Genomic DNA, 26,361 nt, shown 5'->3' with positions numbered 1-26,361 from the left:
GAGGCCAGAATGAGCGAGCGGGCGCGCATTGAGTTTCTCATTGAACGTGACGGGTTGCCTGAGGCCACCGAGTGGGTGCGCCGCACGATGTACATCTACCGTCGTGCGATCCTCAACAAAGGACATTTCGCGCACGCCCATCCCTACCGGCATCGCTTCATCGTCGCGTATCTGGAGTTCAAGCGATGGTTACAAACGGGTTCCGCACCCCGGCCGTCATGACGGCCGCGCCCGCCGGAACCTCAGTTCCTGGCGGCGGTCAGCGCCCGGCACGTCCAGCACGACGATGTCGACCTCGAACGTCCACGTTTTTGCAGAAGGTGAATGATGGAAAATTCAATGTATCCGCAACCAGGCCCGGAAATAGCCAGACGACGCCGGGAACTTGCTCCCGAAGCGATCACGGCGTTCAGGGCTTTCAGCAGCAGCGTCTTTGCCGATGGCGCACTACCGGCAAAAACGAAACAACTGATCGCGGTGGCCGTCGCGCACGTCACCCAATGTCCTTACTGCATACGGGGGCATACGAAGGAGGCGCTGAAGGCTGGGGCATCAGATAACGAAATCATGGAGGCGATCTGGGTCGCGGCCGAAATGCGTGCAGGCGCGGCTTACGCACATTCGGTGCTGGCGCTCGACGTAATGAAGGAAGAGGCGCAGTCGCGCCAGGCCCGCCATGACGAGCATCATTGACAGCCTGATCGCCGAGCACCGGCGTCTTGAGCGACTCGTGCGCCTCCTCGAGCGTCAATCGATGCTCCGCGACGCGCGGGCAGCGGCGAACAGCGCGCTGCTCGTGGATGCCCTGTATTACCTGACACGGTTTCCTGACGTGAACCACCACGCGCTGGAGGACCGCATTATCGGCAAGCTGCTCGAGAAGAAGGCGTTGGCCCGGGAGCTGGCAAGCGAGCTGTCGGCACAGCACGCGACGCTGGCGCTTCAGGGCCACGAACTGATTCAGGACCTCGAATCGATGGTACGTGATGAAAATATGTCCGCAGAACTCCTCGAGTTCCGTGTCCGGCTGTACGCGGAGCGGCTGCGCCATAACATGGCCGTTGAGGAACTCACGATGTTCCCCATCGCGACGCGTCATCTGGATTCCGGCGACTGGTCTTCAATTGCGCGGGCAAGCCCCGATCGGTTGGCCGACCCGCTTTTCCAGACGCCGGTCCATGAGCGCTTTGTGCAACTGCACCGCGTGATCGCGACCGAAGCGGATTGCGGATGCCCGGAGGACGACGCGTAACGCCTCCGGACGGGCAAACGGGAGGCCGCCAAGCTGGTGCCCCCGCCTTCAGCACTTGATCTATACCGGGGTTCCTGCCGGCGTGACCCTGGGGGCCGCACGGGTCGTGACGCGCCAGGAGTCCGGATGGACGGCGGGAGGATCGCTTGCCGGGAAGCTTTCCGCCCCCGCCTCGTCAATCAGGGCTTCGAGGTGATCTGCGCACGAATGGTCCGTGCGTATGGTGTCAGGAAGAGTTTGCATAACGTGCCTCAATGATGGCCTGAACCGGGCTAAAGGATTCAAGACGCGATTTTCGATGCCTGCTGCGTCGCCCCTGCAAAGCCGGACAACGAGATGCTCGCCCAACGGCGTCACCTGAGGTTTGCCCCGGCACCTGGGGCACCTGTCGATGCTGACCAGATCGCCGGTCAACAAGGGCAGCAGGTCGGGCCGCTCGATGCTGACCTGCCCGGGGGTATGGGCGACGAGCATGAGCGTGGCGATCTCGTGCGGCGTCAACATCGGGAAATTCGTGGCGCAAGCGGGTGCCGCCATGCTTTCTGATGTGGTGCGGCTCGAAGGCCGTGCGTGCCTCACGCCCGGGTCTCCGCTATGGTCGACCTGTCGGGATGCAAGGCTTTCGACTTCGTGTAACGTGTTCATCCATGTCCTCCAGTCCGACGCTCTGATAAACGAGCCTCAGGCACGCAGTCCATATGCCTGCTGCTGCGGTTGACCCCGGAAGGGAGCCGGGGCAACGTCCGCCGCCAACTCTCGCAACCCGTCGATATCAAGAATCCGGAGATCCTTGCCACACGCATGAATCAGCCGGCGCCGCTGCAATTTCGTTACTGTCCGGCTGACCGTTTCAAGCTTCAACCCGAGGTAGCAGCCCATTTCCTCGCGTGTCATCTTCAGCGTAAATTCAGCGGCGGAATAGCCGCGCGCCTGCCAGCGCCGCGACAGGTCGGCAAAAAAGAAGGCCACCCGCTCCTCCGCTGTCATGGTGCCGAGCAGCATCATGAGTGTGGACTCACGCACGATCTCGGCACCCAGCATCTGGTGCACATGATGCTGAATTGCGCTCACTTCCCGGCACAGCACTTCGAGCAGATCGAACGGCATCACGCATACCGAGCTGTCTTCCAGCGCGACCGCCTCGCAGCTATGCCTGCCATTGGCAATGCCATCGATGCCAAGCGTATCTCCAACGATGCCAAAACCCGTGACCTGCTCATGCCCTTCGCGATGCATGACCACAGTCTTGAACGACCCTGTGCGGATCGCATAGATGCTCCGGAACGCGTCGCCCGGGCGGTACAACGCGTGGCCGCGATGGACGATGCGCACGCACTGGACAGCATCGTTGATCCGCTCGTGGGTGGACGTGTCAATGCGGCTATGGGTGCACAGTCCCGCCATTGCGCAGGTTTTGCAGCCGACATTCATCATTCGTGCCCGCTGGTCGCCTGGCTGCACGGGCAACTCGCGAACAGGAACCGAAGGGGCGCTTCTCCCGGTTAAGGTTGTGGTGAACATGCTTCCCTCTGCTCATGAATATCCAGCTAAACGCATAACCGCATCGGGCCCGCATTTCAATCCGGAGTCTTCACCGTGAAGTCGATCACGATGTTGCCCGGCTCGCGAGCAACATATCCGATGCCCACGCGCGACCCGAAGTGCTGCCTGATCTGTGCGAGAAGCGGCAGCGGGTCATGGTCGTTGACAAAACGCATCACCTCGCCGGGCTCCAGTGCATTGAGCGCGCCGAAAAGGGCAGCGTGACGGAAACGTCTGGCGACGCCGCGGGCGTCGAAGGCGTGCGGTTCGGAAAGAATCGGAAAGACCTCAGCTGGATCTTGCATGGCGGTTTCTTCTGAAAAGGTGGTTGATCGTGTGCGTCACTAAGGCGTAATGGTGCGGCGTGCCACCATGTTGGCGCTTAGCCTCGCCAATTGCTGTCGATCGAGACATGCTTGAGCAAACGGGAAAATCTCACGTTCCTCAAGCGCGATGTGGCTGCGGTAAGCGTCGACAAAGTCGGACACCAGGACCGGTTCGAGCAGCCTTGTTCTCCCTTCGGCGATGTCGGCCAATACTGTGCGCAATTGCGCCCACGACGCCTCCAGAATCCGATGCTCGTCAAGCAGGGATGCGATTCGCTCACCCACTGGTGAGTGCAGGCGCGCACTAGCCTCGATCAACACCGGAAAGAGATCCTGTTCCTCGTCGGCATGATGATGCGGCCCTGCGATGTCGAAATAACGCATGATGTTTCTGGCTGCCTGCTGCGCCTGCGTATCCGCGCCGTGCGAAGGCAGGTATGCAGCAAGCTTCCCGAGTGTCGCGCACTGCGCTGCAATGCGTTCATGACACGCCTTCAGCATTTCAACGGGTTCGTCGAAAGACGGTGCGGCTTTGGTAAGTAAACTGTTGGACTTCATTGTGTGCTCACATCGTTTCGTGTCAGCCCGCCTTGCCGTCGATTCGACACGCCTTGCCGCGCGCCAGGCCAGACCAGCGTAGCGAGCACATCGCGCTGCAGAGATAAAACGGTCGGAGTCCGAGTCTCAGTACGGGCCACTCCAATGCAGGTGACCCGAAAGAAAAACGATGCGGGAGATGTGTTTTCATGACTGGACTCCTGCCCTGTGCCTCGTGCCACCGTGCGGTCTCGACACGGCCACCGGTACCCGTTCGCGACCGCCGGTCACGCCCAGAACGGAAGCCGCAACGGCGGGCGCAACAATGGCCTCCTGCAACGTCATGGTGTCGAGTTCATGGAGAAAGGCATCGACCGCCCTGTACAGCCTGCGCCTGAGATTGCAGGCTGGAAAAATCGCGCAGTCGTGCGCGACGCTCATGTCGTGGCAACGCACCACGGAGAAATCCTTCTCGGCCACGCGCACGATTTCCCCCACCGAAATCTTCCCGGGCGCGCGCGCCAAACGGGCGCCACCGGCCCGCCCGCGCGCCGTCTCGATGAGACCGACCTGACTGAGTTCGTGGATGATTTTCGTCAGGTGATTGCGCGAAATCCCGTAAGCCCCCGCAATCTCGTCGATCGTCGCGACGCCACCATCCGGATGCTTCAGAGCAAGGTACATCATCACTCGAAGCGTGTAATCGGTGTAGACGGTGAGATGCATGGCAACTCCTTGCCTGAGGCGGTCTGGCTGGACCCGGGTGCGCGGCCGTTCAACGCGGACCGGCAATTAACATGCATTCACGGTACATCATTTATTCCGAATTTACAATGCCGTCGTAAGATTGGTTCGCATAACAAATCAACTGTGGTACCCGATAATTTCAGCAACCTGCCTGTCGCTTCAGCTCCCGGCGGGCAACACTTCTCGTGGTGCGACAAATTGACATCGTCGCGCTGGATGGCGCCGTGGTGATGAGCTATGCCGGGCGCCATTGATTCAGATCGAGTAGATTAGCTATCCTTACGAGTTGATCCACACAAGGCGAAACGGGGGCCGTCACGTTCGACAAGACCTTCTCGCTCGAGCTGGGCCAGCGTGCGATAGAGGGTCTCGTGTGCCATGCCGAGCATGCGCGCCCATTGCATGAGGGTCCCGGGCAGCGTGAATGTGCCCCGCGCGTCGGCTTCGAGCCGCAGGCACTGCAGGATGCGCTCGCGCGGTGATCGGAGGGTAAGGCGCTCTGCGCGTGCACGCGATTGCATCAATTGCTGCGACAGCAGACGGATCCAGTCGATCGCAAAGGTCGAATCGGCCCGCAGAGATGCCAGTACCGCTTCTTTAGGTAGAACGAGCAATTGACTGGCCACCGGGCACACGCCATCGCAGTGGTACCGCGCACTGAAGAGGCTTGCTTCGGCCACGAAGTCGCCCGGTTCGGCAGTCTGTAACGTAATGGACTCACCGCCGGCTTCGTCACGCCTCAGCAACAAACGCCCCGAAAGAACCTGATAGACGGCCTGCACCGACTGTCCGCGATGGAAGACGGTCGCGCTGGCGTCGTAGTGTCTTGGCTTTGCGGCCAGACGCAGGGTTTCGGGCCAGGAAGACGGGAGACTGGTCCCGCACGGGGCTGCGTTCGAATCGGACGTGACCATGGGGGCTTCTTTAGCGCGTTGGCATCACCTGGAAGTCCCTGTACCAGCCGCATGGTGATGCATCATGTCCGGGCGGTGTCCTGCCATCGCATCGTGACCATGGTCGGACAATTGTGCTTCGAACCACTGGTGCAGCGCGATAACCAGCGCGGGCTGAGCGCTCCGATAGGCAATTTCGCCGCCTTTTGGCAGGTCGCGGTAAGTGATCGTCAACTCGCCCGGCTTCGCGGCGCGAAGGGTAGCCAGACCCGGCATGTCTTTCCCATGGATATGCTCCGGGCCTTCGAAGTCGCCGGCGGCAAACTGTTGCGCGATCATCGCGAGATGCTGGCGGATTAACGTGGCCTGTCCGGGATCGTTTCGCGTGGTTACGACCTGCTGGATGCCACCGTCCGCGGTCTTCGTAAAGATGTGGGTGGTCGCCGTGAGGGAAAACGGCATAACGTCATGTCCCCGTTCGGCAACGTCTTTCTGCCTCGCTGTCGCGTCGGCAACGGCGGAAGAACAGGCGACTGCTGCCGCGACGGACGCGGCAAGCAGGAAAACGGAGGCGATGCGTGCCATGGATGTCCCCGGTCATCAATGCGCGTGCAGTGTAGCGCGCCCTGTCGCCAGTTAACTATGACTGGAATCATATCTGCCAGGTGCGCGCAGAGCCGGTTTTTTGCAACCGCGACGAGCGGCGAAGCACCCCGCACGCTAGCCCCGTAACCGGCGCCCTGCATGACTTACCCTCCATGGCGTCTCAGCTTGCGTCATAGTCTTTCGCGGCAAGATGGCGGAGCTAACGGGAGTAAGTAGGCAAGTCCCGCAGTCAAGCCGATATCGACGCTCCAGGTACACCGCCGGTCGCGTTCCGGCAGCCGCAAATGCGCGGCCAACGGCCTGCGGAACCGCTAATTCCCTCCCCCGAACGGCCAAAATACCCGTCTCGCGCCCGCGACAAGGCAAAATACGGGTTTTGAGCCCACGTTTGATCCCATGCAGGGCTCATGTTTTTCCTGCCGGCTGCCGCCTGTGGGGCCTGAACAGCCCCCGCCGTCACACGATGGACGTCCCGAAGAGGTACTGTGAACACCTCGACGCGAAGCCGGCCGGACCGCTCGCCCAGACCGGCGAGCCCACTGGAGTTGTTTTGATGACCGAACCCAAGATTTCTTTCGCGGGCAGGCTCTCGCTTGCCTTCGGATCGTTTTTTGCCATTCTCGGCAATGCCGAACTGGCCGCCGGCGTGCGCCGCCTGCGCGACGGCGAGACGCCGGTATCCACGCCTGCGCCCGCCCCCGCACCGCAAGCCGCAGCTCCGGCTCCGGCCGCCGCGCCCGTCGCCAAGCCCGCTCCCGCGCCCGTGGCCGCCATCGAGGAAGCCAGCCCGCAGTCGGCGCTGCAACTGCTCGGCCTGCTCCAGCGCAACGCGCGCTTCGTGGACTTCGTCGAGGAAGACATCGCCAACTATGGCGACGCCGACATCGGCGCTGCGGCGCGCCTCGTGCACGAAGGCTGCCGCGCCACGCTGCGCGAGCACTTCACGATCCGCCCGGTGCGCACGGAAGCCGAGGGCAGCCGCGTGACCGTCGCCGAAGGCTTCGACGCTACCGCCATTCGCCTGACCGGCAACGTGGTGGGCGCGGCGCCGTACCACGGCACGATCAGCCACCGCGGCTGGCGCGTCGAAGACGTCAAGCTGCCCAAGCTCGTGAAGTCGAACGACGCCAAGGTCCTCGCACCGGCAGAGGTGGAACTGTGAGCGATCCGCGTTATTCCATCGGCGTCGACCTCGGCACCACGCATTGCGCGCTCTCGTACGTCGATCTCGCCGGCAGCGATGGCGAAAAGGCCACTCAGGGCGTGCTGCCTGTCACGCAATTGACCGCGCCCGGCGCGATCGAGTCGCCCGAGCTGCTGCCCTCGTTCCTCTACTTGCCCAACGCGGGCGAACTGACGCCGGGCGACCTCACGCTGCCCTGGACCACCACGCGCGAATACGCCGTGGGTGAGATGGCGCGCAGCCGCGGCGCCGGCACGCCCATCCGTCTCGTGTCGAGCGCCAAGAGCTGGCTCTGCCATCCCGGCGTGGACCGCCGCGCCGCGATCCTGCCCAACGACGCGCCGCCCGAAGTCGCGCGCGTCTCGCCGCTCGAAAGCTCGATTCGCTACCTCACGCACCTGCGCGAGGCATGGGACCACGCGCACCCCGAAGCCCCGTTCGCGGAGCAGGACATCACCGTCACGATTCCGGCCTCGTTCGACCCGGCCGCGCGCGAACTCACGGCCGAGGCCGCGCAGGCCGCCGGCTACGCGCGCATGACGCTGCTGGAAGAACCCCAGGCCGCGCTCTATAGCTGGATTCAGAAGAGCGGCGGCGCGTGGCGCAAGGAAGTGAAGGTCGGCGACGTGATCCTCGTGGTGGACGTCGGCGGCGGCACGACCGACCTCTCGCTGATCGCCGTGGTCGAGCGCGAAGGCAATCTGGAACTGCACCGCGTGGCGGTGGGCGAGCACATCCTGCTCGGCGGCGACAACATGGATCTCGCGCTCGCCCACGTGGTCGCGCGCAAGCTCGCGGCGCAAGGCACCCAGGCCGATCCGTGGCAACTGCGCGCGCTCACCTACGCGTGCCGCTCGGCCAAGGAGACGCTGCTCTCCGACCCGAGCGTGGAGACCGTGCCGCTCGTCGTGCCGAGCCGCGGCTCGAAGCTGATCGGCGGCTCGATCCGCACCGAGCTCACACGCACCGAACTCACGCAGATCATCCTCGAAGGGTTCTTCCCGCAAGTGGACGCGGCAGCGCGGCCCGTCACGCGCGCCCGCGCCGGCCTCACGCAGCTTGGGCTGCCCTACGCGCAGGACGCGGGCGTGACGCGCCATCTCGCGGCGTTCCTCGGCCGCCAGGTGGGCGCGCTCGCGGAACTCGAAGGGTTTGCGCAATCGGCCGATCAGGCCGGAATCGATGGAGGCGCCAGCTTCCTGCACCCCACGGCCGTGCTGTTCAACGGCGGCGTGTTCAAGTCGCCGCTGCTCGCCGGGCGCGTGCTCGACATTCTCAACGGCTGGCTCGCCGCCGAAGGCGCGGCCGCGGCACGCCTCTTGGGCGGCGCCGACCTCGACCTCGCCGTGGCGCGCGGCGCGGCGTACTACGGCTATGTGAAGCGCGGCAAGGGCGTGCGCATTCGCGGCGGCACGGCGCGCGCGTACTACGTGGCGATCGAATCGGCCATGCCGGCGGTGCCCGGGCTCGAGCCGCCAGTCTCGGCGCTGTGCGTCGCGCCGTTCGGCATGGAGGAAGGCACGGACGCCGCGCTGCCGTCGCAAGAGTTCGGCCTCGTTGTGGGCGAGCCGGTGCACTTCCGCTTCTTCGGCTCATCGGTGCGCCGCCAGGATCAAGTGGGCACCCTGCTCGACTACTGGTCGCCGGAAGAACTGCAAGAGCTCGAAGAAATCCAGGCCACGCTGCCCGCAGATGGCCGCACGCCCGGCGAAGTCGTGCCCGTCAAGCTGCACGCGCGCGTGACCGAAGCCGGCACGCTGGAACTCGAAGCCGTGCCGAGCGGCAGCAGCGAGCGCTGGAAGGTCGAGTTCGACGTGCGCGGCGGCGCGAGCGCCTGACTCCGGCCAACCCTCTCTTGAGCTCCATGAAGCGATACGTCGTAGGCATCGACCTCGGCACGAGCAACACGGTCGTTGCCTACGCAGAGGCAGGCGCGGACGAGATCCGCGTCTTCGATATCGAGCAGCTCACCGCGCCCGGCGAAGTGGGCGCGCAGCCGCTCCTGCCCTCGACGCGCTATCACCCGGCGCCGGGCGAACTCGCGCCCGGTGCGCAACAATTGCCGTGGCCCACGCCCGATGCTTCGGATTCCACAGCAACTGTGCCGGTCATCGGCCGCCTGGCGCGCACGCTCGGCGCGCAGGTGCCGGGCCGGCTCGTCGCCAGTGCGAAAAGCTGGCTCTCGCACGCTTCAGTGGACCGGCTCGCGCCGATCCTGCCGTGGGGGGCGCCCGACGACGTCGGCAAGGTCTCGCCTGTCGACGCGAGCGCGAGCTACCTCGCGCACGTGCGCGCAGCGTGGAACCACCGTTTCCCGCACGCGCCGCTCGAACAGCAGGACGTGGTGCTCACCGTGCCCGCCTCGTTCGACGACGGCGCACGCGCGCTCACGCTCGAAGCCGCGCGGCGCGCGCAACTGCCCGCGCTGCGTCTGCTCGAAGAACCGCAGGCCGCGTTCTACGACTGGCTGTTCCATCATCGCGAAACGCTGCAGACCGAGCTCGCGCAGACGCGCCTCGTGCTGGTGTGCGATGTGGGCGGCGGCACGACCGACTTCACGCTCATCAAGGTCCACGTCGAAAACGGCGAGCCGCAACTGAGCCGCATTGGCGTGGGCAACCACCTGATGCTGGGCGGCGACAACATGGACCTCGCGCTCGCCCATCTAGCCGAAAGCCGGCTCGCGGGCGAGAACGCGCGTCTGAGCGCCGCAAGCCTCTCGCAACTCGTGGAGCGGTGCCGCGTCGCCAAAGAACAATTGCTGGGCGAAGCCGCGCCCGAGGCCGTTGGCGTGACGCTGCTCGGCGCGGGCTCGCGGCTGATCGGCGGCGCGCGCACGACCCAGCTTGCGCGCGACGAAGCCGAACGCATCGTCGTGGATGGCTTCTTCCCCGCAGGCGGCCCCGACGACCTGCCGCGCCGCTCGCGAGCGGCCATCGTCGAATTCGGCCTGCCCTATGCCGCCGACGCGGCGATCACGCGCCATATCGCGGCGTTCCTGCACCGCTTCGCCGCGCAGTCGCGCGAGGCGCTCGGCGATGCGGGAAGCGGGGAAACCGCCCTGCCCGCGCCCTTGCCTGTACCCGACACGCTGCTGCTCAATGGCGGCGTGTTCCGCGCGAAAGCGCTTTCCTCGCGGCTGCGCGAAACGCTGGGCGCGTGGCGCGAGCAGCCGCTCACCGTGCTGCAAAACGACCAGCCCGACGTGGCGGTCGCGCGCGGCGCGGTCGCCTTCGCGCTGGCCCGCGCGGGGCGCGCGCCGCGCATCGGCGGCGGCTCGCCGCGCAGCTACTTTCTCGTGCTGGACGAAGCAAACGGCAAGCGCGCCGACGATGACAACGCGAAAGCACGCGGCGTCTGCCTGTTGCCGCGCGGCACCGAGGAAGGCCACGAGGTGCGCCTCGACGAGCGCGTGTTCGCGCTGCGCCTGGGCCATCCGGTGCAATTCCATCTGGTCTCGACGGTCGCGGACACGGCCTGGCGGCCCGGCGAAATCGCCGATGTTTCGTCGGCGGACTTCGTGCGCTTGCCGCCGCTCTCCACGGTGGTGCAACGCCAGGAAACCAGGGGCGCACCCGGCGGCCACGCGGAACAAGAACGGCCAGTCAGGCTCACTGCGCAACTGACCGAAGTGGGCACGCTGGAAGTGCGCTGCATCGCCACCGACAACGACGCGCAACGCTGGCTGCTCGAATTCCAGCTGCGCCGCGACGAAGCCTCGGGCGCCGCGGCGGACCAGAGCGCGCGCCACGCCGGGCTCGATGAAGCGATTGCCTTGATCGACCGGGTCTTTGGCCCGAAGTCGGCGAAGGTCGATCACAAGGAAGTGAAGCGCCTGCGCGCGCAACTCGAACACTGCCTCGGGCCGAGACAGAACTGGGACGGCCCCCTGCTGCGCGAGCTATTCGGCGCGCTGTGGGAGCGCGCGGCGCGCCGACGCCGTTCGCCCGATCATGAGCGGCTGTGGCTGAACCTTGCGGGTTTTTGCGTGCGCCCTGGCTTCGGTTATCCGCTTGACGAGTGGCGCGTCGAACAACTCTGGACGCTCTTCGACGACGGCATACAGCACGTCAATGAAGGCCAGGTCTGGTCCGAGTGGTGGACGCTATGGCGGCGCACGGCAGGCGGCCTCGACGAAGCTGCGCAGGAGCAGGTGCTCGAAGCGATGCGCTGGCTCGAGGAAGCGGCGAGCTCGAAGAAGCACAAGCTTCCATTCGATCCCGCGAAGCTCGGGCATGCAGATATGGTGCGGCTTTATGCATCGCTGGAGCGCATTGGCGCGGAGCGAAAGATCGAGATCGGCGAGCAGCTGTTGGCGCGCTTGCAGAAGCCTGCGGAGAATCATCAGAGTTGGTGGGCCGTGGGGCGCATTGGTGCTCGCTTGCCTTTTTATGGCAGTGCGCATGGGGTTGTAGCACCCGAGGTGGCTACGCGCTGGCTCGACGCGATTCTCGCGCTCGACTGGAAGAAGGTCGAGCCGGCCATGTTCGCCGCGGCGCAGATTGCGCGCATGACGGGGGACCGGTCGCGCGATCTGGAGCCTGCTGTGCGCGAAGCGGTTCTCAAGCGGCTCGAAGGCGCGAATGCGCCGGCCACGTGGATCCAGATGGTGCGCGAGGTCGTGACGCTCGACAGCGCCGATACGGGACGGGTATTTGGCGAAGCGTTGCCGGCGGGCTTGAAGTTGATGGTGGAGTGAGCGGTTCGTGGCGGAATTCCGGACGCTTTTATCTGGTTCCGATCACCATCGAATCCGGGCCGGCGAGCGGCTCGACGCGCACCTGGGAGAAGCCGGCCTCCCTCATCCATGCACAACACTGCGCACCGGTATAGTCGAAACCGCCCGGCGTCTCGATCAGCATGTTCAAGCTCATCAGCAGGCCGAATGCATTCTGCCTGCGCTCATCGTCGATCAACGCGTCGTAGACGATCAGGCAACCTCCGGGAGGCAGCGCCGCGCGGCACTTCGCGAGGAGCGCCATCTTCTGCTCGAGGTCCCAGTCGTGAAGGATGTGCCCCATCACCAGCACGTCCGCCGAGGGGCACGGATCTTTGAAGAAGTCGCCCGAATGAAAGTGCAGCCGCTCGTGCAGGCCGTGCGAGGCCACGTAGTCCTCAAACACCGGGCCCACCACCGGCAGGTCGAAACCGCCGCCGTGCAAGTGCGGATGCGCAAGTGCGATCTCCACGGGCAAGGCGCCTTGCGCCGCGCCAATGTCGATGAATGTGCCGTAGTTTTGCCACGGGAATTTCTGCGCCATCGCCCTGGCTGCACCCAGACTGATCCCCGTCATCGCCTGAAGGAAGCCGCGTAGCGACGACTCGTCTCGATAGATCGCATCGAAAGGGTTGCCGCCGTGTTTGGCCTCGTTCTGCGGCTTTCCGGTGCGAAGCGCTTCCGTCAGCAGGCCCCAAAACGGATACAGCCGGGCGTTGGCCATTTCCAGCAATCCACCCACGTAGCTGGGCTTCGCCTTGTCCAGAAACAACGCGGTGTCTGGTGTATTGCGATATTTCCCGTCCTCGCGCTCCAGAAAATTCAACGCGACCAGCGCATCGAAAAAATCGTGGGCCGAGCGCGGATGCAGTCCGACTACGTCACGAAGTTCCGCGGCGTCGCGAGGAGCGAGCGCAAGGTGCGTGAACACACCCAGTTCGACCGCTGACAGCAGCGTCTTGGCCGCCCAGAATCCCATGCCCACCTGGAGCAGCCGTTCAGGCGAGGGCTCGCGCTGATTCGCGGCGTCAGCCCCGGACGCCTGTGGAACCTGGTGTGGTGTGTTGGCCATGGTTGCTCCCGGCACCGATGTGGGGGGGGTGAAGTGCCTGCCGACATCGTAGGCTGACCAAATTTGCTCGATGTGCGCTACCGTACAAAGCGAAGCCAAAGACCTGGCATGTCGGCCACGATGAAAGTGTCCTTGTGCGAGTTCAACAGACTTATGAAGCGGTCCTATACTGCATACTCAAGTTCAAACTCCTCGAAGACCCAAGGACATGACCGCAGACCGCGCACACGCCTGGTTGACGTTCAACCCCACCGTAGCCGCTGCAAAGGCCGCCGGCCGCCCGCTGGTCGCGCTGGAGTCGACCATCATCGCGCACGGCATGCCCTATCCGGAGAACGTGCGCACCGCGCGCGAAGTCGAAGCGTTGGTCCGTGATCTGGGCGCCGAGCCCGCGACGATCGCGCTGATCGGCGGACGAATCCGCATCGGTCTTTGCGAAGACGAACTGGAACTGCTCGGCAGCTCGGATCAGGTGCATAAGGTCAGCCGCCGCGACCTGCCGGCCGTGCTGGCCAGCGGCGGTCTCGGCGCCACGACGGTGGCGGGCACGATGATATGCGCCGCCCTAGCCGGCATCGAGGTTTTCGTCACCGGAGGCATAGGAGGCGTGCATCGCGGTGCGCAGGAAACCTTTGACATCTCCGCGGATCTTCAGGAGTTGGCAAAGACCTCGGTGGCGGTGGTGTGTGCCGGTGCGAAGTCCATCCTCGATATCGGGCTCACACTGGAATATCTGGAAACGCACGGCGTACCCGTGCTCAGTTGCGAGCAGGACAATTTCGCAGCGTTTTATACGCGGGACAGCGGCTATCGCGCGGATTTCAGGCTGGACGACGCCGCGGACCAGGCGCGCTTCATCCGCACCAAGTGGGACCTGGGCCTTGTGGGCGGCGTGGTGTTGAGCACACCGGTCCCGGAAGCAGCGGCGATGCCGTCCGAAGAAATCGATGCCCTGACCCGGCAGGCGCTTGCTGAGGCTGCGGCGCAAGGCATCACCGGCAAGGCCGTCACCCCTTTCGTACTGGCCCGCATCAAGGCGCTGACGGGCGGGCGCAGTCTGGCGACAAACATCGCACTCGTCAAACACAACGCAGAGGTCGGCGCACGGCTCGCGCTCGCGTTGGCACACTCGCGGCGTGGAGCCGGTGAGGCGTAGCAAGGCGAGAGGACCATGCGCATGCTTGCCCAATCCCCAGCAGGCAACCGGCGGCCGCCACGGTGGCAGATGGCCGTGATGCGCGCGGTTGTGGCACGGCCGGGCGGCTCGCAATGAAAACCTGTCTGGCGACGAATCAACGCCGGCAGATTCCTCGGTAGTCCGCGCACATCGATTGAAGGAGCGCACCATGGCGACCCTATCCCTTTTTAGCGGTACGACCATCGATGAGATTGCGAATCGCATCTATCGCATCTCCACGCCGGCCGAGATCCCCGGCGGCGGATTCTCCTTCAACCAGTACCTGATCGACGACGACGAGCCGCTGCTATTTCATACTGGTCTGCGCAAACTGTTTCCAGTCGTGAGAGAAGCGGTCGAGCGGATCATGCCAATAGACCGTTTGCGCCATATCGGCTTCTCGCATTTCGAATCCGACGAATGCGGCGCACTCAATGAATTTCTCGCCGTCGCGCCGCGTGCGGAGCCTCTATGCGGTCAAATCGCGGCCATGGTCTCGGTTGGCGATTTTGCCGACCGGCCGCCACGCGCACTCGATGATGACGAGACGATCTCGCTGGGGCAGCACAGCGTGCGCTGGCTTTACACGCCGCATCTACCTCACTCGTGGGAATGCGGGTTTCTCATGGAAACCACATCGTCAACGCTGCTCTGCGGCGACTTGTTTACTCAAGGCGGCTCGCGTCCCCCGCCGCTTGTCGAGAGTGACATCTTCGAGCCGAGCGAGGCCTTCCGTCATCAGATGGATTACTTCTCGCACACCACCAACGCCCGCTCAATGCTGGAACGCCTCGCGGCATTGCAGCCGACCACGCTCGCCTGCATGCACGGCAGTGCCTGGCGCGGCGATGGCGCAGCCTTGCTGCGCGCGCTCGCCGATAGCGTCGAGCGCGGCTAGCCTCGATGTGAAAGGATTGCTTCGGTGCGACGGGCCTGCCTCACTTTCGCGCGGGCGGCTGCGGGTTATTTGCCGGATTCGTATCAAACCGGCTCACTGCTTCGATGCCTACCTTGCCAGCGAGAGCAGATAGCCGTTCGTATAGCCAGGCGGCTGTTTCCCTGTCGTAGACCTCGTCGCCTCGGACGTACACCGTGAACGACCTCAGATACTTCGCCTTTTTCTCGGGGCTATCGATCGTATCCTTCGTCCACTGGTACAGAGGGTAACGGTCCCGCCCCGCCTTCTCCGCTTCTTCGACATACTCGGCGAATGCATCGTACTGGCACTTCAACGAGGCGTTGCGCTCATGCAAGACCGCTTCAAGCAAATCGCGCTCTTGATGCTGGGTGCGCGTGCGCAACGCCTCGGCCAGTTCGGGCGCGACGGTAATGCGGATCTGGAACTGCCATGTTTCAGTCATGCAAGCCTCCTGCCGTACCTCGGCGACGCAAGAAAAACCATGCCGTAGTTAAAGGAAAAACGCGGTTGCGGGATCATCCTCCAAAAATCTGGTGCATCAAGTGCCTGGCTGCGAAGCGCCAAAAAAAACCCGCGTCCCAAGCCGTCCATATCGACCGACCGGTAACGCGGGGATTCACAGCATAGCGACGCAGCGGCCTGAAACCACCCGGCCGCCCCCCTTACTTTTTCTCGTCCTTGATCTGCGGCAGCGCCGAAGCCTCGCCCGGCGTCAGCAGGCCGACTTGCGCATAAACACGCAGCTTGTCGCGCGTATCGGTAATGTCGAGATTACGCATCGTCAGCTGACCGATACGATCGCGCGGCGAGAACGTCGAAGCCACCTTCTCCATCGACAGACGTTCAGGCTGATACGTGAGATTCGGCGACTTCGTGCTCAGGATCGAGTAGTCGTTGCCACGGCGCAGCTCGAGCGTCACTTCACCCGTGATCGCGCGCGCGACCCAGCGCTGTGCCGTCTCGCGCAGCATGATCGCCTGCGGATCGAACCAGCGGCCCTGGTACAGCAGGCGGCCCAGACGGCGGCCATTCTCGCGATATTGCTCGATGGTGTCTTCGTTATGAATGCCGGTGACGAGGCGCTCATAAGCGATATACAGCAGCGCCATACCCGGGGCTTCGTAGATGCCGCGGCTCTTCGCCTCGATGATGCGGTTCTCGATCTGGTCGCTCATGCCCAGACCATGACGGCCGCCGATGCGGTTCGCTTCGAGCAGCAGCTCGACCGCATTCGGGAAGGTCTTGCCGTTCAGCGCAACCGGCTGGCCTTCCTCGAAGCGGATCGTGACTTCCTCGCGGTCGACCTTGACGTCGTCGCGCCAGAACGCCACGCCCATGATCGGGTTCACGATCTTGATGCCCGACTCGAGGCTCTCCAGATCCTTGGCTTCATGCGTCGCGCCGAGCAGGTTCGAGTCCGTCGAGTAAGCCTTCTCCGCCGACATCTTGTACGCGAAGCCCGACTGCTGCATGAATTCCGACATTTCCGCGCGGCCGCCGAGCTCGTCGATGAACAGCTGGTCGAGCCACGGCTTGTAGATCTTCAGATCCGGGTTGACGAGCAGGCCGTAGCGGTAGAAACGCTCAATGTCGTTGCCCTTGTAGGTCGAGCCGTCGCCCCAGATGTTGACGCCGTCTTCCTTCATCGCGGCGACGAGCATCGTGCCCGTCACGGCGCGCCCGAGCGGCGTGGTGTTGAAGTAGGTGACGCCGCCCGTCGAGACGTGGAACGCGCTGCTTTGCAGCGCCGCGATGCCTTCGGCCACGAGCTGCGCGCGGCAGTCGATCAGGCGGGCGCCCTCGGCGCCGTACTCCGTTGCGCGGCGCGGGATCGAATCGTAGTCGTCCTCGTCGGGCTGGCCAAGGTTGGCGGTATAGGCGTACGGCACGGCGCCCTTCTTGCGCATCCAGTGCAGCGCGGCGCTCGTGTCGAGGCCGCCCGAGAACGCAATACCTACTTTTTGACCAACCGGAACACTTTCAAGAATCGTACTCATCGACAAAACCCGTTAATGGAGGACATTGACCAGGCGCATAGTTTACCCGAAGCGCGAGGGCTGAACCCCTGCTCCGGTAGAAATCGTGCCCGGCAGCGACTTTTGAAGCGCATTTTGGGGCCAATTTTGGCGGGTTTGGCGAGAGGTGGCGAGGAGTTGCCGTTCTTGCAGGGTCGCTCCCCACAAACCCACCCGCTACTGATCGCGTCTTGCAAGCCTGTCGCGCAACACGACAGGCATATAGCCTTGAAAACCTTCGCCGGCTCGGCAACAGCCGAGCCGGCGTCCGTGTGGCCATGCGCATACCGCGGCCTCACCGGTTCACTCCGGCATGCCTTTGCCGCGTGTTTCCGGCAGGAACCAGGGAATGACAATGCCCAGCAGGTAGCACGAACTCATAATGAGCGCGGCCTGCGAGACGCCGCCGAATGCCTTGATCATCGAGCCCGAGACGATCGGGAAGACCCACGCGATCAACCGCGCGGCGTTGAACACGAAGCTGATCGCCGTCGAGCGCACGGTCGAGGTGAACAGTTCGCAGGGGTAAATCGCCATCCATGCATACGCACAGCCGAGCGTGAAGAAGCCGTTGATCGGCGCGATGATCAGCATGCCACCGAGCGTCGCCGTGAAGTGGTACGTGATGATCGTGGTGATCAGCGAGCCCACGAAGGTCATGCTCAGGAACGCGCGCCGGCCCATCGCATCGACCATGAAGCCCGACGCGAGATACGCAACGATAGCGCCTGCCGTGTAGATGATCGAGATGCGCGAGCCCCAGGCGAGCGCATCGGCGGCGCCCGTCGCCTTGGCGAGGCCGACGGTGAAGGTCGGCAGCCAGCTCGAGATGGCCCACCAGCCCGTGGTCGCGACGATCGAGAGCACCATCGTCAGCAGCGTGCGGCGCAGCGCTTCGCGCTCCGTGAACAGTTGCTTGAGCGTGAACGGACGCTTGTCCGCTTTGCCGGCGCGCGCCGCCGAGCTCGCGCTCGCGTCCGAGGTGGCGTTCCAGCGCTTTTCCTTGACGGCCTGCTGCCACTTCTCCGATTCGTTCATGCCGCGGCGCAGATAGAGCACGAAGAACGCGGGCAGCGCACCGACGATGAACATCAGGCGCCAGGTTTCAGCCCCCAGCGGATGAGTCGAAGACAGCGCATACCAGATCACGGCGGCGAGCAGCGTGCCCCAGCCAAAACCGGATTGCAGGAAGCCGGCGCCCTTCGCACGCGCATGCTCGGGCCACGTTTCGGAGACCAGCGCCACGCCGGTGCTCCATTCACTGCCCATCGCGAGCCCGGTGAGAAAGCGCAAGGCGCACAGCACGACGAAGGTATTCGAAAACGCGGTGAGGCCGGAGAACAGCGCATAGAGAAACACCGACCACAGCATCATGCGCTTGCGCCCGACGTAATCCGCGAGAATGCCGCCGACGAGGCCCCCCACGCCCCAGCCGAGCAAGGTGATGCCGATCACGGTGCCCGCGAAGACCGGCAGCGAATGCGCCTGCTGCGCCGTCAGGACCGACTTGAGCATGGGCGCGAGCACGACCACGAGTGCGAGCGCTTCGAAACCGTCGAAGATCCAGCCGAGGAAGCCGCCTCGCAGCACGCGCCAGTGCGTTGCGCTCAGGCCGTCATACCAGTGTGTTTTGGGCGGCTGGGCGATATGGGTTTCTTGCATGATGCTGTCTCCTGAGGAACGTGGTTTCGACGCTTTCTGTGTTCGTCTTCGGGTAAAACCGCGATCTTTCTGTCAATGCGATTTGATTGGCGATACTAAATTGAAATACTGCCGCGCTGCGCGGCCCGCTCGCGGATAGCCGCAAAATCGGCGGGCAGCGGATGCAGATCCAGCCGCTGCCCTGCTTTCACGATCTGGCTTGGCGTGTCGTGGCCGATCAGTGCGGGTAGTCGCTTCGACGCCGCGATGAGCGCCGCCAGGTCGACGCCTGTGTCGTAGCCCATCAGTTCGAGCGCATGCACGATTTCCTCACTGCAGACGTTGCCGCTCGCGCCCGGCGCGTAGGGACAGCCGCCGATGCCGCCGAGCGACGCGTCAAAGCGATCCGCGCCGGCATCGATCGCGGCGAGCACATTGGCGAGCCCCATGCCGCGCGTATTGTGAAAATGCAGCGTGAATTCGGTTTGCGGCCAGCGTGCGAGGCATTGCGCCGTGAGCGCCGCGACCTGCCGCGGATACGCCATGCCGGTCGTGTCGCACAGCGTCACACCGCGCGCGCCCGCCTCTTCGATGAAGCGCTGCGTCCATTCGAGCACGGTCGCGTCCGGTACGTCGCCTTCCATCGGGCAGCCGAATGCGCAGGACAGCGAGATATTCACGGCGAGGCCCGCCTCGCGGGCGAGCGCGGCCACCTGCTTCAGCCCGTCGAAAGACTGCTCGCGGATCATGCGCAGATTCGAGAGATTGTGGCTCTCGGTGGCGGACATCACAAGATTGAGCTCGTCGGCGCGCGCCTCGATCGCGCGTTCGGCGCCGCGCACGTTGGGCACGAGCGCCGTGTAGACCACGCCGGGCCGGCGCTCGATTGCGCGCAGCACCGCTTCGGCATCGCTCAGTGCGGGAATCGCCTTGGGCGACACGAACGCCGTCACTTCGATCTTGGCAACGCCGGTGCGCGAAAGCGCATCGATGAGCGCGATCTTCTCATTAGTCTCGACGAAGGTTCCTTCGGACTGGAACCCATCTCGTGTGCCGACTTCCTGCATGTAAATGCGCCGGCGCTCTCCACTCCAGACGTTCATGCAATCACTCCTTTTTCGCGCAGCGCGGCGATCTGGCTTTCGGCAAGACCGATCTCGCGCAGGATGCTTTCGGTGTCGTCGCCGAGCCTGGGCGCCGACGAGCGCACGCTGCCAGGCGTGCCCATGAGCTTGGGCACGATGCCCGGTACGTCCACTTCGTAGCCGTCGCGCGTAGGCTGCCGCAGGATCATGTCGCGCGCGCGGTAGTGCGAGTCCTCTGCGATATCGCGGGCCGTGTAGATCTTGCCTGCTGGCACGCGCGACTCGGTCAGCGTGGCCAGCACCGCTTCGCTGGAACGCCCGACGGTCCATGCCTCGATGGCGCGGTCGAGCTCGTCCACGCGCGCGACGCGGCCTGCGTTGTTCGCGAGCGCGGGATCGTCGGCGAGATCGCCACGGCCGATCGCCATCATCAGTCGGCGGAAGATGCTGTCGCCGTTGCCTGCGATAAGCACGTAGCCATCGGCGCAGCGGTACGCGTTGGACGGCGCGATGCCCGGCAGCGCGCTGCCGGCGGCTTCGCGCACGGCGCCGAACGCGCTGTACTCGGGAATGAGGCTTTCCATCACGTTGAAAACGGCTTCGTGCAGCGCCACGTCGATCACCTGCCCCTTGCCGCCGTTTGCGTCGCGGTGATAGAGCGCCGTGAGCACGCCGATCACGCCATGCAGCGCGGCGAGCGTGTCGCCGATCGAGATGCCGCAGCGCACCGGCACACGCCCGGGCTCGCCGGTCAAATGGCGCAGCCCGCCCATCGCTTCCCCGATCGAGCCGAAGCCCGGCAGATCGCGGTACGGGCCGGTCTGGCCGTAACCCGAAATGCGCAGCATGATGAGGCGCGGATTGACTTCCGCGAGCGCCTCGTAACTCATGCCCCAGCCTTCGAGCGTGCCCGGACGGAAGTTCTCGATGAGCACGTCGGCCTCGGCGATCAGCGTGCGCGCGATCTCCTGGCCTTCGGCGCTGCGCAGATCGAGCGCAAGCGAGCGCTTGTTGCGCGACTGCACCTGCCACCAGACGGAGGTGCCGTCTTTCATCAGGCGCCAGTTGCGCAGCGGATCGCCGGCGCCGGGCGGCTCGATCTTGACGACCTCGGCGCCGAATTCGCCGAGCGTCTTGCCCGCGAACGGCCCGGCGATCAGTTGTCCCATCTCGATCACGCGCACGCCTTTGAGCGCGGCGGGCGAAAGCGGCAGGGAAGATTGGGCACTCATCACACTCACTCCTGAAATACGGTGGGCACGTGAAACCGCTTAGCCAAAGAGCCAGGGTTCGCGCGCGCTGCGCTCGCGCTCGTAGGCGCGGATCGTGTCGGCCTGCTCGAGCGTGAGCGAGACATCGTCGAGACCATTGAACAGCCGGCGCTTGCGCTCGGCCTCGATCTCGAACGAGATGGCGTCGCCGCCGGCGGGCCGCACGATCTGCGCCTGTAAATCGATCTCGATGCGCAGGCCCGGCGTGCGTGCGGTGAGATCGAACAGCGCCGCTACGGCACGCTCGGGCAGGCGCACGGGCAGCATGCCGTTCTTGAAGCAGTTGCCGTAGAAGATGTCCGCGAAGCTCGGCGCGATCAGCGCGCGGATGCCGAAATCCGCCAGCGCCCAGGCTGCGTGCTCGCGGCTCGATCCGCAGCCGAAGTTCTCGCGCGTGAGCAGGATCTGCGCGCCCGCGTAGCGCGGCTGGTTGAGCGGAAAATCCGGATTCGGCCGGCGCGTCGCCAGGTCCTGGCCCGGCTCGCCGTGGTCCAGATAACGCCACTCGTCGAAGAGATTGGCGCCGAAGCCGGTGCGCTTCACCGACTTCATGAACTGCTTGGGAATGATCGCGTCGGTGTCGACGTTCGCGCGGTCGAGCGGCACGACGAGCGCATCGAGTCGGGTAAAGGCTTGCATCAGATCACTCCACGGGAAACGTCGACAAAGTGGCCGGTAACAGCCGCCGCCGCGGCCATGGCGGGGCTCACGAGGTGGCTGCGGCCGCCGGGGCCCTGGCGCCCCTCGAAATTGCGGTTGGACGTGGAGGCACAGCGCTCGCCCGGGCGCAGGCGGTCGTCGTTCATGCCCAGGCACATCGAGCAGCCGGGCTCGCGCCATTCGAAGCCCGCTGCCCTGAACACGGCGTCGAGCCCTTCGGCTTCCGCCTGTGCCTTGACGAGCCCGGAGCCTGGCACCACCAGCGCCAGCTGGATGGTGGGCGCGACGCGGCGGCCCTTCACGACCGCCGCGGCGGCGCGCAGGTCTTCGATGCGTGCGTTCGTGCACGAGCCGATAAATACCTTGTCGAGCCCGATGCGCCCGATCGGCGTGCCAGGCTCGAGGCCCATGTAGTCGAGCGCGCGCGTCATGCCGGCGCGGCGCACCGGGTCGGCCTCGGCGGCGGGGTCGGGCACCATGCCGTCGACCGGCACCACCATCTCGGGCGAAGTGCCCCAGGTCACCATCGGCTTGAGCTGCGTCGCGTCGATGCGCACGGTCTTGTCGAACTGCGCGCCCTCGTCGCTCACCAGCGTGCGCCAGTACTTCACCGCGGCGTCCCAGTGCGCTTCGCCCGGCGCGAACGGGCGACCCTTCACGTAGTCGAGCGTCACGTCGTCCACACCGATGAGCCCCACGCGCGCGCCGGCTTCGATCGCCATGTTGCACAGCGTCATGCGCCCTTCCATCGAGAGCGCGCGGATCGTGCCGCCCGCGAACTCCATCGCGTAGCCCGTGCCTCCCGCCGTGCCGAGCTTGCCGATGATGGCAAGCACGAGGTCCTTGGCGCTCACGCCTGGCGGCAGCGCGCCTTCGACTTCGACGCGCATCGACTTCATTTTTTCGACCGAGAGGCACTGCGTCGCCAGCACGTGCTCCACTTCCGAGGTGCCCACCCCGAACGCGAGCGCCGCGAAGGCGCCGTGCGTGCTCGTGTGCGAGTCGCCGGCCACGACCGTCATGCCGGGCAGCGTCGCGCCCTGCTCCGGACCGACCACGTGGATGATGCCCTGCCGCGCGTCGCGAAGGCCGTAGGTTCGGATGCCGAATTCGTTGCAGTTGGTGTCGAGCTGGGCGACCTGCATGCGCGAGAGCGGGTCCGCGATGGCGTCGATGCTGGTGCGCTCGGCGGCGAGCGTCGGCACGTTGTGATCGGCGACGGCAAGCACCGTGCCGGCGCGCCAGGGCTTGCGGCCCGCCATGCGCAGTGCTTCGAACGCCTGCGGACTCGTCACCTCGTAGACGAGGTGGCGGTCGACATAGAGCAGCGTCGGGCCATCGGGCGTCTGGGCGACGACGTGGCTTTGCCACAGCTTGTCGAAGAGCGTGCGGGGCGTGCTCGCGGACTCCATCAATGTGTCTCCTGGATTCGGCTAATGATTGCCTCGCAGTCCGTCGCCCTGGCGGGCGAGGCTGCGGCCTATGGAGAGGCATTCTGCGCGCGCATGGCCATGGGCGGAATGACACGATGTGGAAGCGAGCTTTCGCGAAACGCGAAAGCTCGCCGCGCGCCCGTGGGCGCAGACATCACTTCGGCCCGGCTGGCGGTTGCGAAGCAGAGCCCACCAGATGATTGATGAGCAGCCGCGCCGGCTTCGGCAACGCACTCAGGTCGCGCGCGCAGATCAGTAGGTCGCGCACGGCCCAGTCTTCGGCAAGATCGATCCTGTGCAGGTCCATCGAGCGAAGATGCGGGCGCACGGCCGCGTCGGGCAGCACGGCGATGCCCAGTCCGGCGGCGACCATCAGGCACATCGCGTCGAAGCTGCGGACCTGGATGCGCAGCTTCAGCTGAGCGCCGGTGAAGGCCGTGGCGGCCTTCAGGCGCCTCGCGAGCGAGGTGCCGCGCGAGAGACTCACAAAATCGAATGCCAGCGCATCGGCGAAAGACACCGTTTCACGCTGCGTCAGCGGATGGCCGCCCGGCGCCACCACCACGAGCCGGTCACTGCGGTACGGCATGGTCTGCAGGCCGAACGTCGGCATCTGGTCGGCCATGATGCCGAAGTCGGCCGCCCCGTCCACCACGGCGAGCGCCACCTGTTCGCTGTCCTGCTCCTCGAGCTCGATGCGGATTTCCGGATTAGCCGCATTGAACGCCGCGATGTCCGAGGGCAGAAACTGCGTGACCGCCGACGTGTTGGCCCAGAGCCGCACGACGCCCGCTACCCCGGCCGCATAGTCCGACATGTCGGCCGTCATCAGATCGACGTCGCTGAGGATGCGCTGCGCATGCTGTTTGAGCGCCTCACCCGCAGCGGTTAGCGTGATGCCGCGCGAATGACGCTCGAGGAGCGGCGTGCCGACCGCCGCTTCGAGGTCCGCGATGCGCTTGCTGGCTGCCCCCACGGCGAGATGGGCGAGCTCGGCGCCCTTGCTGATGCTGCCGCTGCGGACGACCAGCGCGAACAACGAGAGCGAGACGAGATCGAGACGATGGAGATTCATTTGCGGACATTCCAACGACGGCAAAGACTCCATTATGAGGAATGAACCGGGCATTCGCTCTGGGCACAGTCCAGCCGACGGACGCAGTGGCCCGATCGTAAAGGCTCGACTAGCACGACATCCGTGTCGTCTCGCGCAACCATCGTAAGCTGCACTTCATCGATCACGACGACGTCATCATCGGCGCCCCGCCGCCCGCGATTGCCCGCGTCATCCGATCTGCAGTCAGACCTGCTGCTGGCCGCCATCGACGAACAGCTCGATGCCGTTCACGAAGCTCGCGTCGTCAGAGGCCAGGAACAGCGCCGCACTTGCAATCTCGCCGGGTTCGCCAAGACGTCCCATCGGGATCTGCGCAGCCAGGTAATCGGCGAGACCCTGGCGCTGGGCGGCATCGTCACCAGCCAGGTCGAGCAGGCCGGGTGTGCGGGTCGCACCCGGGCTCACCGTGTTCACGCGGATGCGGCGGTCCTTCAAATCGAGAATCCAGCTGCGTGCGAAGGCGCGCACTGCGGCCTTCGAAGCCGAATACACGCTGAATGCAGCCGTGCCCGCGCTGCCCGCCGTCGAGCCGGCGAGAATCACCGATGCGCCCTCGGCGAGCAGCGGCAGCGCCTTTTGCACGGTGAACAGCACGCCCTTCACGTTGCGATCGAAGGTGTCGTCGTAGTGCTCTTCGGTGATATCGCCCAGCGGCAGCATCGAACCGCCGCCGGCGTTCGCGAACAGCACGTCGAGGCGCCCGTGCTCTTCCTTGATCTGCGCATACAGCGCGTCGAGTTCACCAAGCTTCGTCGAGTCGACGCGCACGCCGGTCGCGTTGCCGCCGGCTTCGCGGATGCGCTTCACCGCGGCATCGAGTTCGGCCTGACGGCGGCCGGTGAGGTAGACGTGCGCGCCTTCTGCGGCAAAGCGCTGTGCCGTGGCGAGGCCGATGCCGCTGGTTGCGCCGGTAACGAGTGCGATCTTGTTGTCGAGTTTGCGTGCCATGGTGTTTCTCCTTTCGTTCGCCAGGTGAATGACTGCGTGAATGACTGCGTTCGGTGTTGCGTGCTGCGATGTGAGGAGAATATCGACGGCCGCTTCTTTTCGAAATAGAATTGATTGCAATCCAACGTTGCAAAAATGAAAAGATGAGGGGAAATGGCGAAGCTGCCTGATTTCGAAGGACTCGCGATGTTCGCGAAGGTCGCCGAGGAAGGATCGTTCGCGGCCGCGGCGCGCGCGATGGGGGTGTCGGTGGCAACGGTCTCGCGCGGCGTCGCCCGTCTGGAAGACCGGCTGGGCGCGCGGCTCTTCAACCGCACGTCGCGCCAGCTCTCGCTCACCGAGTTCGGCCGGACGATCTGCGAGAAGGCCGGCGAGATCTACCGTCAGGCCGAAGAAGCGGAGAGCGCCGCGCGCGAGATGTCGGTGCAGCCACGCGGACTGGTGCGTCTGGCCGTGCCGATGTCGTTCGGGCTGCGCTGGGTCGCGCCGCTGCTGCCCGCGTTCTTTCGCGCGTATCCGGAGGTGTCGATCGACCTGCATCTATCGGATGCGTCGGTCGATCTGGTCGCCGACGGGTTCGACGCCGCGCTGCGCATTGCCGCGTTGCCGGATTCGTCGCTGGTCGCGCGGCGGCTATGCGCGGTCACGCAATTCGTGGTGGCGTCGCCGGCGTATCTGGAGCGCGAAGGGCGGCCCGCCCATCCGCGTGAGCTGATCGACCGGCCATGCCTTTCATACGCGTACCGCGCGCGCAGCGACGTGTGGCGCTTTACGAACGCGGCGGGCGAGGAGGAGCCGGTCATGCCAACCGGCCCGCTGCGCGTGACGAACGCCGATGCGCTGCTGCCCACGCTGCTCGATGGCCTCGCGATCGCCGAGCTGCCCGAATTCATCGCCGCCGAATATCTGGCCGATGGCCGCCTCGAAGCGATCCTCACCGACTGGTCGCTCACGAAGGGCGGTCTTTACTTCGTCACGCCGTCGGCGCGCGCGCGTCCTGCGAAGGTGGCCGCGCTGTCCGACTTCTTTGCGGAACATCTCTGCGAGCCATCGTGGCGATGGCCGAAGTAGTGTGCTGGCCGATTCGGCGAGCCGGCCCGCATCATTGCATTTATGCAATAGTAAGTTTAGAAAACTTCCATTTCGCAAATATCGCGCAATCCGTATTCTCCTATCGACCGGCTGCACGACATCACGCGTCGAAAGCCACTCGACCATAC

The 26,361-nt window shown here is 64.9% G+C and carries 25 protein-coding genes; 9 read left to right on the top strand and 16 right to left on the bottom strand.

Translation table 11 applies throughout. From position 1 onward, the window contains the following. Window positions 1–9 precede the first annotated feature (9 nt). The 3 genes from P5W98_RS32080 to P5W98_RS32070 all read left to right on the top strand — a co-directional run bounded on the left by P5W98_RS32080 (window position 10) and on the right by P5W98_RS32070 (window position 1,252). Window positions 10–222, top strand: coding sequence for a hypothetical protein (locus P5W98_RS32080; protein WP_421028453.1), 213 nt, complete (start codon window positions 10–12; stop codon window positions 220–222). A 117-nt stretch (window positions 223–339) separates the two neighbouring features. Beyond that, window positions 340–693, top strand: a complete 354-nt coding sequence (locus P5W98_RS32075) for a carboxymuconolactone decarboxylase family protein (RefSeq protein WP_421028452.1) — start codon at window positions 340–342, stop codon at window positions 691–693. After that, window positions 677–1,252, top strand: coding sequence for a hemerythrin domain-containing protein (locus tag P5W98_RS32070; RefSeq protein WP_421028451.1), 576 nt, complete (start codon window positions 677–679; stop codon window positions 1,250–1,252). The genes P5W98_RS32075 and P5W98_RS32070 overlap by 17 nt, the downstream gene beginning before the upstream one ends. Window positions 1,253–1,933: 681 nt before the next feature. Here P5W98_RS32070 and P5W98_RS32065 read toward each other — a convergent pair. The 6 genes from P5W98_RS32065 to P5W98_RS32040 form a co-directional block, all read right to left on the bottom strand. Next, window positions 1,934–2,773: a helix-turn-helix domain-containing protein gene (locus P5W98_RS32065; RefSeq protein ID WP_421028449.1), complete on the bottom strand. Its 840-nt coding sequence runs from the start codon at window positions 2,771–2,773 to the stop codon at window positions 1,934–1,936. Between the two features lie 56 nt (window positions 2,774–2,829). Further along, complete coding sequence (locus tag P5W98_RS32060; RefSeq protein WP_421028448.1) at window positions 2,830–3,099, bottom strand: DUF2249 domain-containing protein; 270 nt, start codon at window positions 3,097–3,099, stop codon at window positions 2,830–2,832. A 39-nt stretch (window positions 3,100–3,138) separates the two neighbouring features. Beyond that, complete coding sequence (locus tag P5W98_RS32055; RefSeq protein ID WP_421028447.1) at window positions 3,139–3,678, bottom strand: hemerythrin domain-containing protein; 540 nt, start codon at window positions 3,676–3,678, stop codon at window positions 3,139–3,141. A 186-nt stretch (window positions 3,679–3,864) separates the two neighbouring features. Then, the gene (locus P5W98_RS32050) at window positions 3,865–4,383 is read right to left on the bottom strand and encodes an Rrf2 family transcriptional regulator (protein WP_421028446.1); all 519 of its coding nucleotides are present in this window, start codon (window positions 4,381–4,383) and stop codon (window positions 3,865–3,867) included. Between the two features lie 290 nt (window positions 4,384–4,673). Beyond that, window positions 4,674–5,318, bottom strand: a complete 645-nt coding sequence (locus P5W98_RS32045; protein ID WP_421028445.1) for a Crp/Fnr family transcriptional regulator — start codon at window positions 5,316–5,318, stop codon at window positions 4,674–4,676. Between the two features lie 24 nt (window positions 5,319–5,342). After that, entirely contained in the window at window positions 5,343–5,882 is a 540-nt protein-coding gene (locus tag P5W98_RS32040; protein WP_421028444.1) for an aspartate carbamoyltransferase, read from the bottom strand. A 574-nt stretch (window positions 5,883–6,456) separates the two neighbouring features. Between P5W98_RS32040 and P5W98_RS32035 the strand changes: the two genes are divergently transcribed. From P5W98_RS32035 to P5W98_RS32025, 3 genes are read left to right on the top strand one after another with little or no spacing between them, the layout of a single operon-like run. Then, window positions 6,457–7,065, top strand: coding sequence for a DUF2760 domain-containing protein (locus P5W98_RS32035; protein WP_421028443.1), 609 nt, complete (start codon window positions 6,457–6,459; stop codon window positions 7,063–7,065). After that, window positions 7,062–8,924: an Hsp70 family protein gene (locus P5W98_RS32030; protein ID WP_421028442.1), complete on the top strand. Its 1,863-nt coding sequence runs from the start codon at window positions 7,062–7,064 to the stop codon at window positions 8,922–8,924. The genes P5W98_RS32035 and P5W98_RS32030 overlap by 4 nt, the downstream gene beginning before the upstream one ends. A 26-nt stretch (window positions 8,925–8,950) precedes the next feature. Next, complete coding sequence (locus P5W98_RS32025) at window positions 8,951–11,785, top strand: Hsp70 family protein (RefSeq protein ID WP_421028441.1); 2,835 nt, start codon at window positions 8,951–8,953, stop codon at window positions 11,783–11,785. 28 nt (window positions 11,786–11,813) lie between these two features. Here P5W98_RS32025 and P5W98_RS32020 read toward each other — a convergent pair whose 3' ends face one another. Beyond that, the gene (locus tag P5W98_RS32020) at window positions 11,814–12,875 is read right to left on the bottom strand and encodes a methyltransferase (RefSeq protein ID WP_421028777.1); all 1,062 of its coding nucleotides are present in this window, start codon (window positions 12,873–12,875) and stop codon (window positions 11,814–11,816) included. Between the two features lie 208 nt (window positions 12,876–13,083). Here P5W98_RS32020 and P5W98_RS32015 point away from each other — a divergent pair, with 208 nt between their 5' ends. Further along, a complete protein-coding gene (locus P5W98_RS32015) occupies window positions 13,084–14,031 on the top strand; it encodes a pseudouridine-5'-phosphate glycosidase (RefSeq protein ID WP_421028440.1) in 948 nt (315 codons plus the stop codon). Between the two features lie 190 nt (window positions 14,032–14,221). Beyond that, on the top strand, window positions 14,222–14,950 hold the full coding sequence (locus P5W98_RS32010; RefSeq protein WP_421028776.1) for an MBL fold metallo-hydrolase: 729 nt from the start codon (window positions 14,222–14,224) through the stop codon (window positions 14,948–14,950). Window positions 14,951–14,990: 40 nt separating this feature from the next. On the opposite strand, the gene P5W98_RS32005 is transcribed toward P5W98_RS32010, so the two are convergent. From P5W98_RS32005 to P5W98_RS31965, 9 genes are all read right to left on the bottom strand, one after another. Further along, window positions 14,991–15,413 (bottom strand): hypothetical protein, encoded by a 423-nt coding sequence (locus tag P5W98_RS32005; RefSeq protein ID WP_421028439.1) that lies wholly within the window; start codon window positions 15,411–15,413, stop codon window positions 14,991–14,993. Window positions 15,414–15,633: 220 nt separating this feature from the next. Next, window positions 15,634–16,968 carry an argininosuccinate synthase gene (gene argG, locus P5W98_RS32000; protein WP_421028438.1) on the bottom strand — a complete coding sequence of 445 codons (1,335 nt, stop codon included), beginning with the start codon at window positions 16,966–16,968 and terminating at the stop codon, window positions 15,634–15,636. Between the two features lie 321 nt (window positions 16,969–17,289). Beyond that, complete coding sequence (locus tag P5W98_RS31995) at window positions 17,290–18,648, bottom strand: MFS transporter (protein ID WP_421028437.1); 1,359 nt, start codon at window positions 18,646–18,648, stop codon at window positions 17,290–17,292. Between the two features lie 95 nt (window positions 18,649–18,743). Further along, window positions 18,744–19,730, bottom strand: coding sequence for a hydroxymethylglutaryl-CoA lyase (locus P5W98_RS31990; RefSeq protein WP_421028436.1), 987 nt, complete (start codon window positions 19,728–19,730; stop codon window positions 18,744–18,746). Further along, window positions 19,727–20,944 (bottom strand): CaiB/BaiF CoA transferase family protein, encoded by a 1,218-nt coding sequence (locus P5W98_RS31985; protein WP_421028435.1) that lies wholly within the window; start codon window positions 20,942–20,944, stop codon window positions 19,727–19,729. The genes P5W98_RS31990 and P5W98_RS31985 overlap by 4 nt, the downstream gene beginning before the upstream one ends. A 39-nt stretch (window positions 20,945–20,983) precedes the next feature. Beyond that, window positions 20,984–21,622 (bottom strand): 3-isopropylmalate dehydratase small subunit, encoded by a 639-nt coding sequence (gene leuD, locus P5W98_RS31980; RefSeq protein ID WP_421028434.1) that lies wholly within the window; start codon window positions 21,620–21,622, stop codon window positions 20,984–20,986. Next, window positions 21,622–23,055, bottom strand: coding sequence for a 3-isopropylmalate dehydratase large subunit (gene leuC / locus P5W98_RS31975; RefSeq protein ID WP_421028433.1), 1,434 nt, complete (start codon window positions 23,053–23,055; stop codon window positions 21,622–21,624). The genes leuD and leuC overlap by 1 nt, the downstream gene beginning before the upstream one ends. Before the next feature lie 175 nt (window positions 23,056–23,230). Further along, complete coding sequence (locus tag P5W98_RS31970) at window positions 23,231–24,151, bottom strand: LysR family transcriptional regulator (protein WP_421028432.1); 921 nt, start codon at window positions 24,149–24,151, stop codon at window positions 23,231–23,233. Between the two features lie 225 nt (window positions 24,152–24,376). Beyond that, window positions 24,377–25,141: an SDR family NAD(P)-dependent oxidoreductase gene (locus tag P5W98_RS31965; RefSeq protein WP_421028431.1), complete on the bottom strand. Its 765-nt coding sequence runs from the start codon at window positions 25,139–25,141 to the stop codon at window positions 24,377–24,379. A gap of 153 nt (window positions 25,142–25,294) precedes the next feature. Between P5W98_RS31965 and P5W98_RS31960 the strand changes: the two genes are divergently transcribed. Next, window positions 25,295–26,212 carry a LysR family transcriptional regulator gene (locus P5W98_RS31960; RefSeq protein WP_421028430.1) on the top strand — a complete coding sequence of 306 codons (918 nt, stop codon included), beginning with the start codon at window positions 25,295–25,297 and terminating at the stop codon, window positions 26,210–26,212. The last annotated feature ends 149 nt before the right edge of the window (window positions 26,213–26,361 follow it).

The sequence above is a fragment of the Paraburkholderia sp. A1BS-2L genome (assembly GCF_051125205.1).
Taxonomy (GTDB): Bacteria; Pseudomonadota; Gammaproteobacteria; order Burkholderiales; family Burkholderiaceae; genus Paraburkholderia.
The sequence above is the reverse complement of the archived record's forward strand: the minus strand, read 5'-3'. Positions and strand labels throughout refer to the sequence as shown.

Bases quoted from the DNA above. Each gene is read 5' to 3' on its own strand.
- P5W98_RS32005 (WP_421028439.1), bottom strand. From the start codon at position 15,413: ATGACTGAAACATGGCAGTTCCAGATCCGCATTACCGTCGCGCCCGAA.
- P5W98_RS32075 (WP_421028452.1), top strand. From the start codon at position 340: ATGTATCCGCAACCAGGCCCGGAAATAGCCAGACGACGCCGGGAACTT.
- P5W98_RS31960 (WP_421028430.1), top strand. From the start codon at position 25,295: ATGGCGAAGCTGCCTGATTTCGAAGGACTCGCGATGTTCGCGAAGGTC.
- P5W98_RS31995 (WP_421028437.1), bottom strand. From the start codon at position 18,648: ATGCAAGAAACCCATATCGCCCAGCCGCCCAAAACACACTGGTATGAC.
- P5W98_RS32070 (WP_421028451.1), top strand. From the start codon at position 677: ATGACGAGCATCATTGACAGCCTGATCGCCGAGCACCGGCGTCTTGAG.
- P5W98_RS32045 (WP_421028445.1), bottom strand. From the start codon at position 5,318: ATGGTCACGTCCGATTCGAACGCAGCCCCGTGCGGGACCAGTCTCCCG.
- leuD (WP_421028434.1), bottom strand. From the start codon at position 21,622: ATGCAAGCCTTTACCCGACTCGATGCGCTCGTCGTGCCGCTCGACCGC.
- P5W98_RS32080 (WP_421028453.1), top strand. From the start codon at position 10: ATGAGCGAGCGGGCGCGCATTGAGTTTCTCATTGAACGTGACGGGTTG.
- P5W98_RS32020 (WP_421028777.1), bottom strand. From the start codon at position 12,875: ATGGCCAACACACCACACCAGGTTCCACAGGCGTCCGGGGCTGACGCC.
- P5W98_RS31990 (WP_421028436.1), bottom strand. From the start codon at position 19,730: ATGAACGTCTGGAGTGGAGAGCGCCGGCGCATTTACATGCAGGAAGTC.
- P5W98_RS32055 (WP_421028447.1), bottom strand. From the start codon at position 3,678: ATGAAGTCCAACAGTTTACTTACCAAAGCCGCACCGTCTTTCGACGAA.
- P5W98_RS32065 (WP_421028449.1), bottom strand. From the start codon at position 2,773: ATGTTCACCACAACCTTAACCGGGAGAAGCGCCCCTTCGGTTCCTGTT.
- P5W98_RS32025 (WP_421028441.1), top strand. From the start codon at position 8,951: ATGAAGCGATACGTCGTAGGCATCGACCTCGGCACGAGCAACACGGTC.
- argG (WP_421028438.1), bottom strand. From the start codon at position 16,968: ATGAGTACGATTCTTGAAAGTGTTCCGGTTGGTCAAAAAGTAGGTATT.
- P5W98_RS32060 (WP_421028448.1), bottom strand. From the start codon at position 3,099: ATGCAAGATCCAGCTGAGGTCTTTCCGATTCTTTCCGAACCGCACGCC.
- P5W98_RS32015 (WP_421028440.1), top strand. From the start codon at position 13,084: ATGACCGCAGACCGCGCACACGCCTGGTTGACGTTCAACCCCACCGTA.
- P5W98_RS32010 (WP_421028776.1), top strand. From the start codon at position 14,222: ATGGCGACCCTATCCCTTTTTAGCGGTACGACCATCGATGAGATTGCG.
- P5W98_RS31965 (WP_421028431.1), bottom strand. From the start codon at position 25,141: ATGGCACGCAAACTCGACAACAAGATCGCACTCGTTACCGGCGCAACC.
- P5W98_RS31970 (WP_421028432.1), bottom strand. From the start codon at position 24,151: ATGAATCTCCATCGTCTCGATCTCGTCTCGCTCTCGTTGTTCGCGCTG.
- P5W98_RS32040 (WP_421028444.1), bottom strand. From the start codon at position 5,882: ATGGCACGCATCGCCTCCGTTTTCCTGCTTGCCGCGTCCGTCGCGGCA.
- leuC (WP_421028433.1), bottom strand. From the start codon at position 23,055: ATGGAGTCCGCGAGCACGCCCCGCACGCTCTTCGACAAGCTGTGGCAA.
- P5W98_RS32050 (WP_421028446.1), bottom strand. From the start codon at position 4,383: ATGCATCTCACCGTCTACACCGATTACACGCTTCGAGTGATGATGTAC.
- P5W98_RS32035 (WP_421028443.1), top strand. From the start codon at position 6,457: ATGACCGAACCCAAGATTTCTTTCGCGGGCAGGCTCTCGCTTGCCTTC.
- P5W98_RS31985 (WP_421028435.1), bottom strand. From the start codon at position 20,944: ATGAGTGCCCAATCTTCCCTGCCGCTTTCGCCCGCCGCGCTCAAAGGC.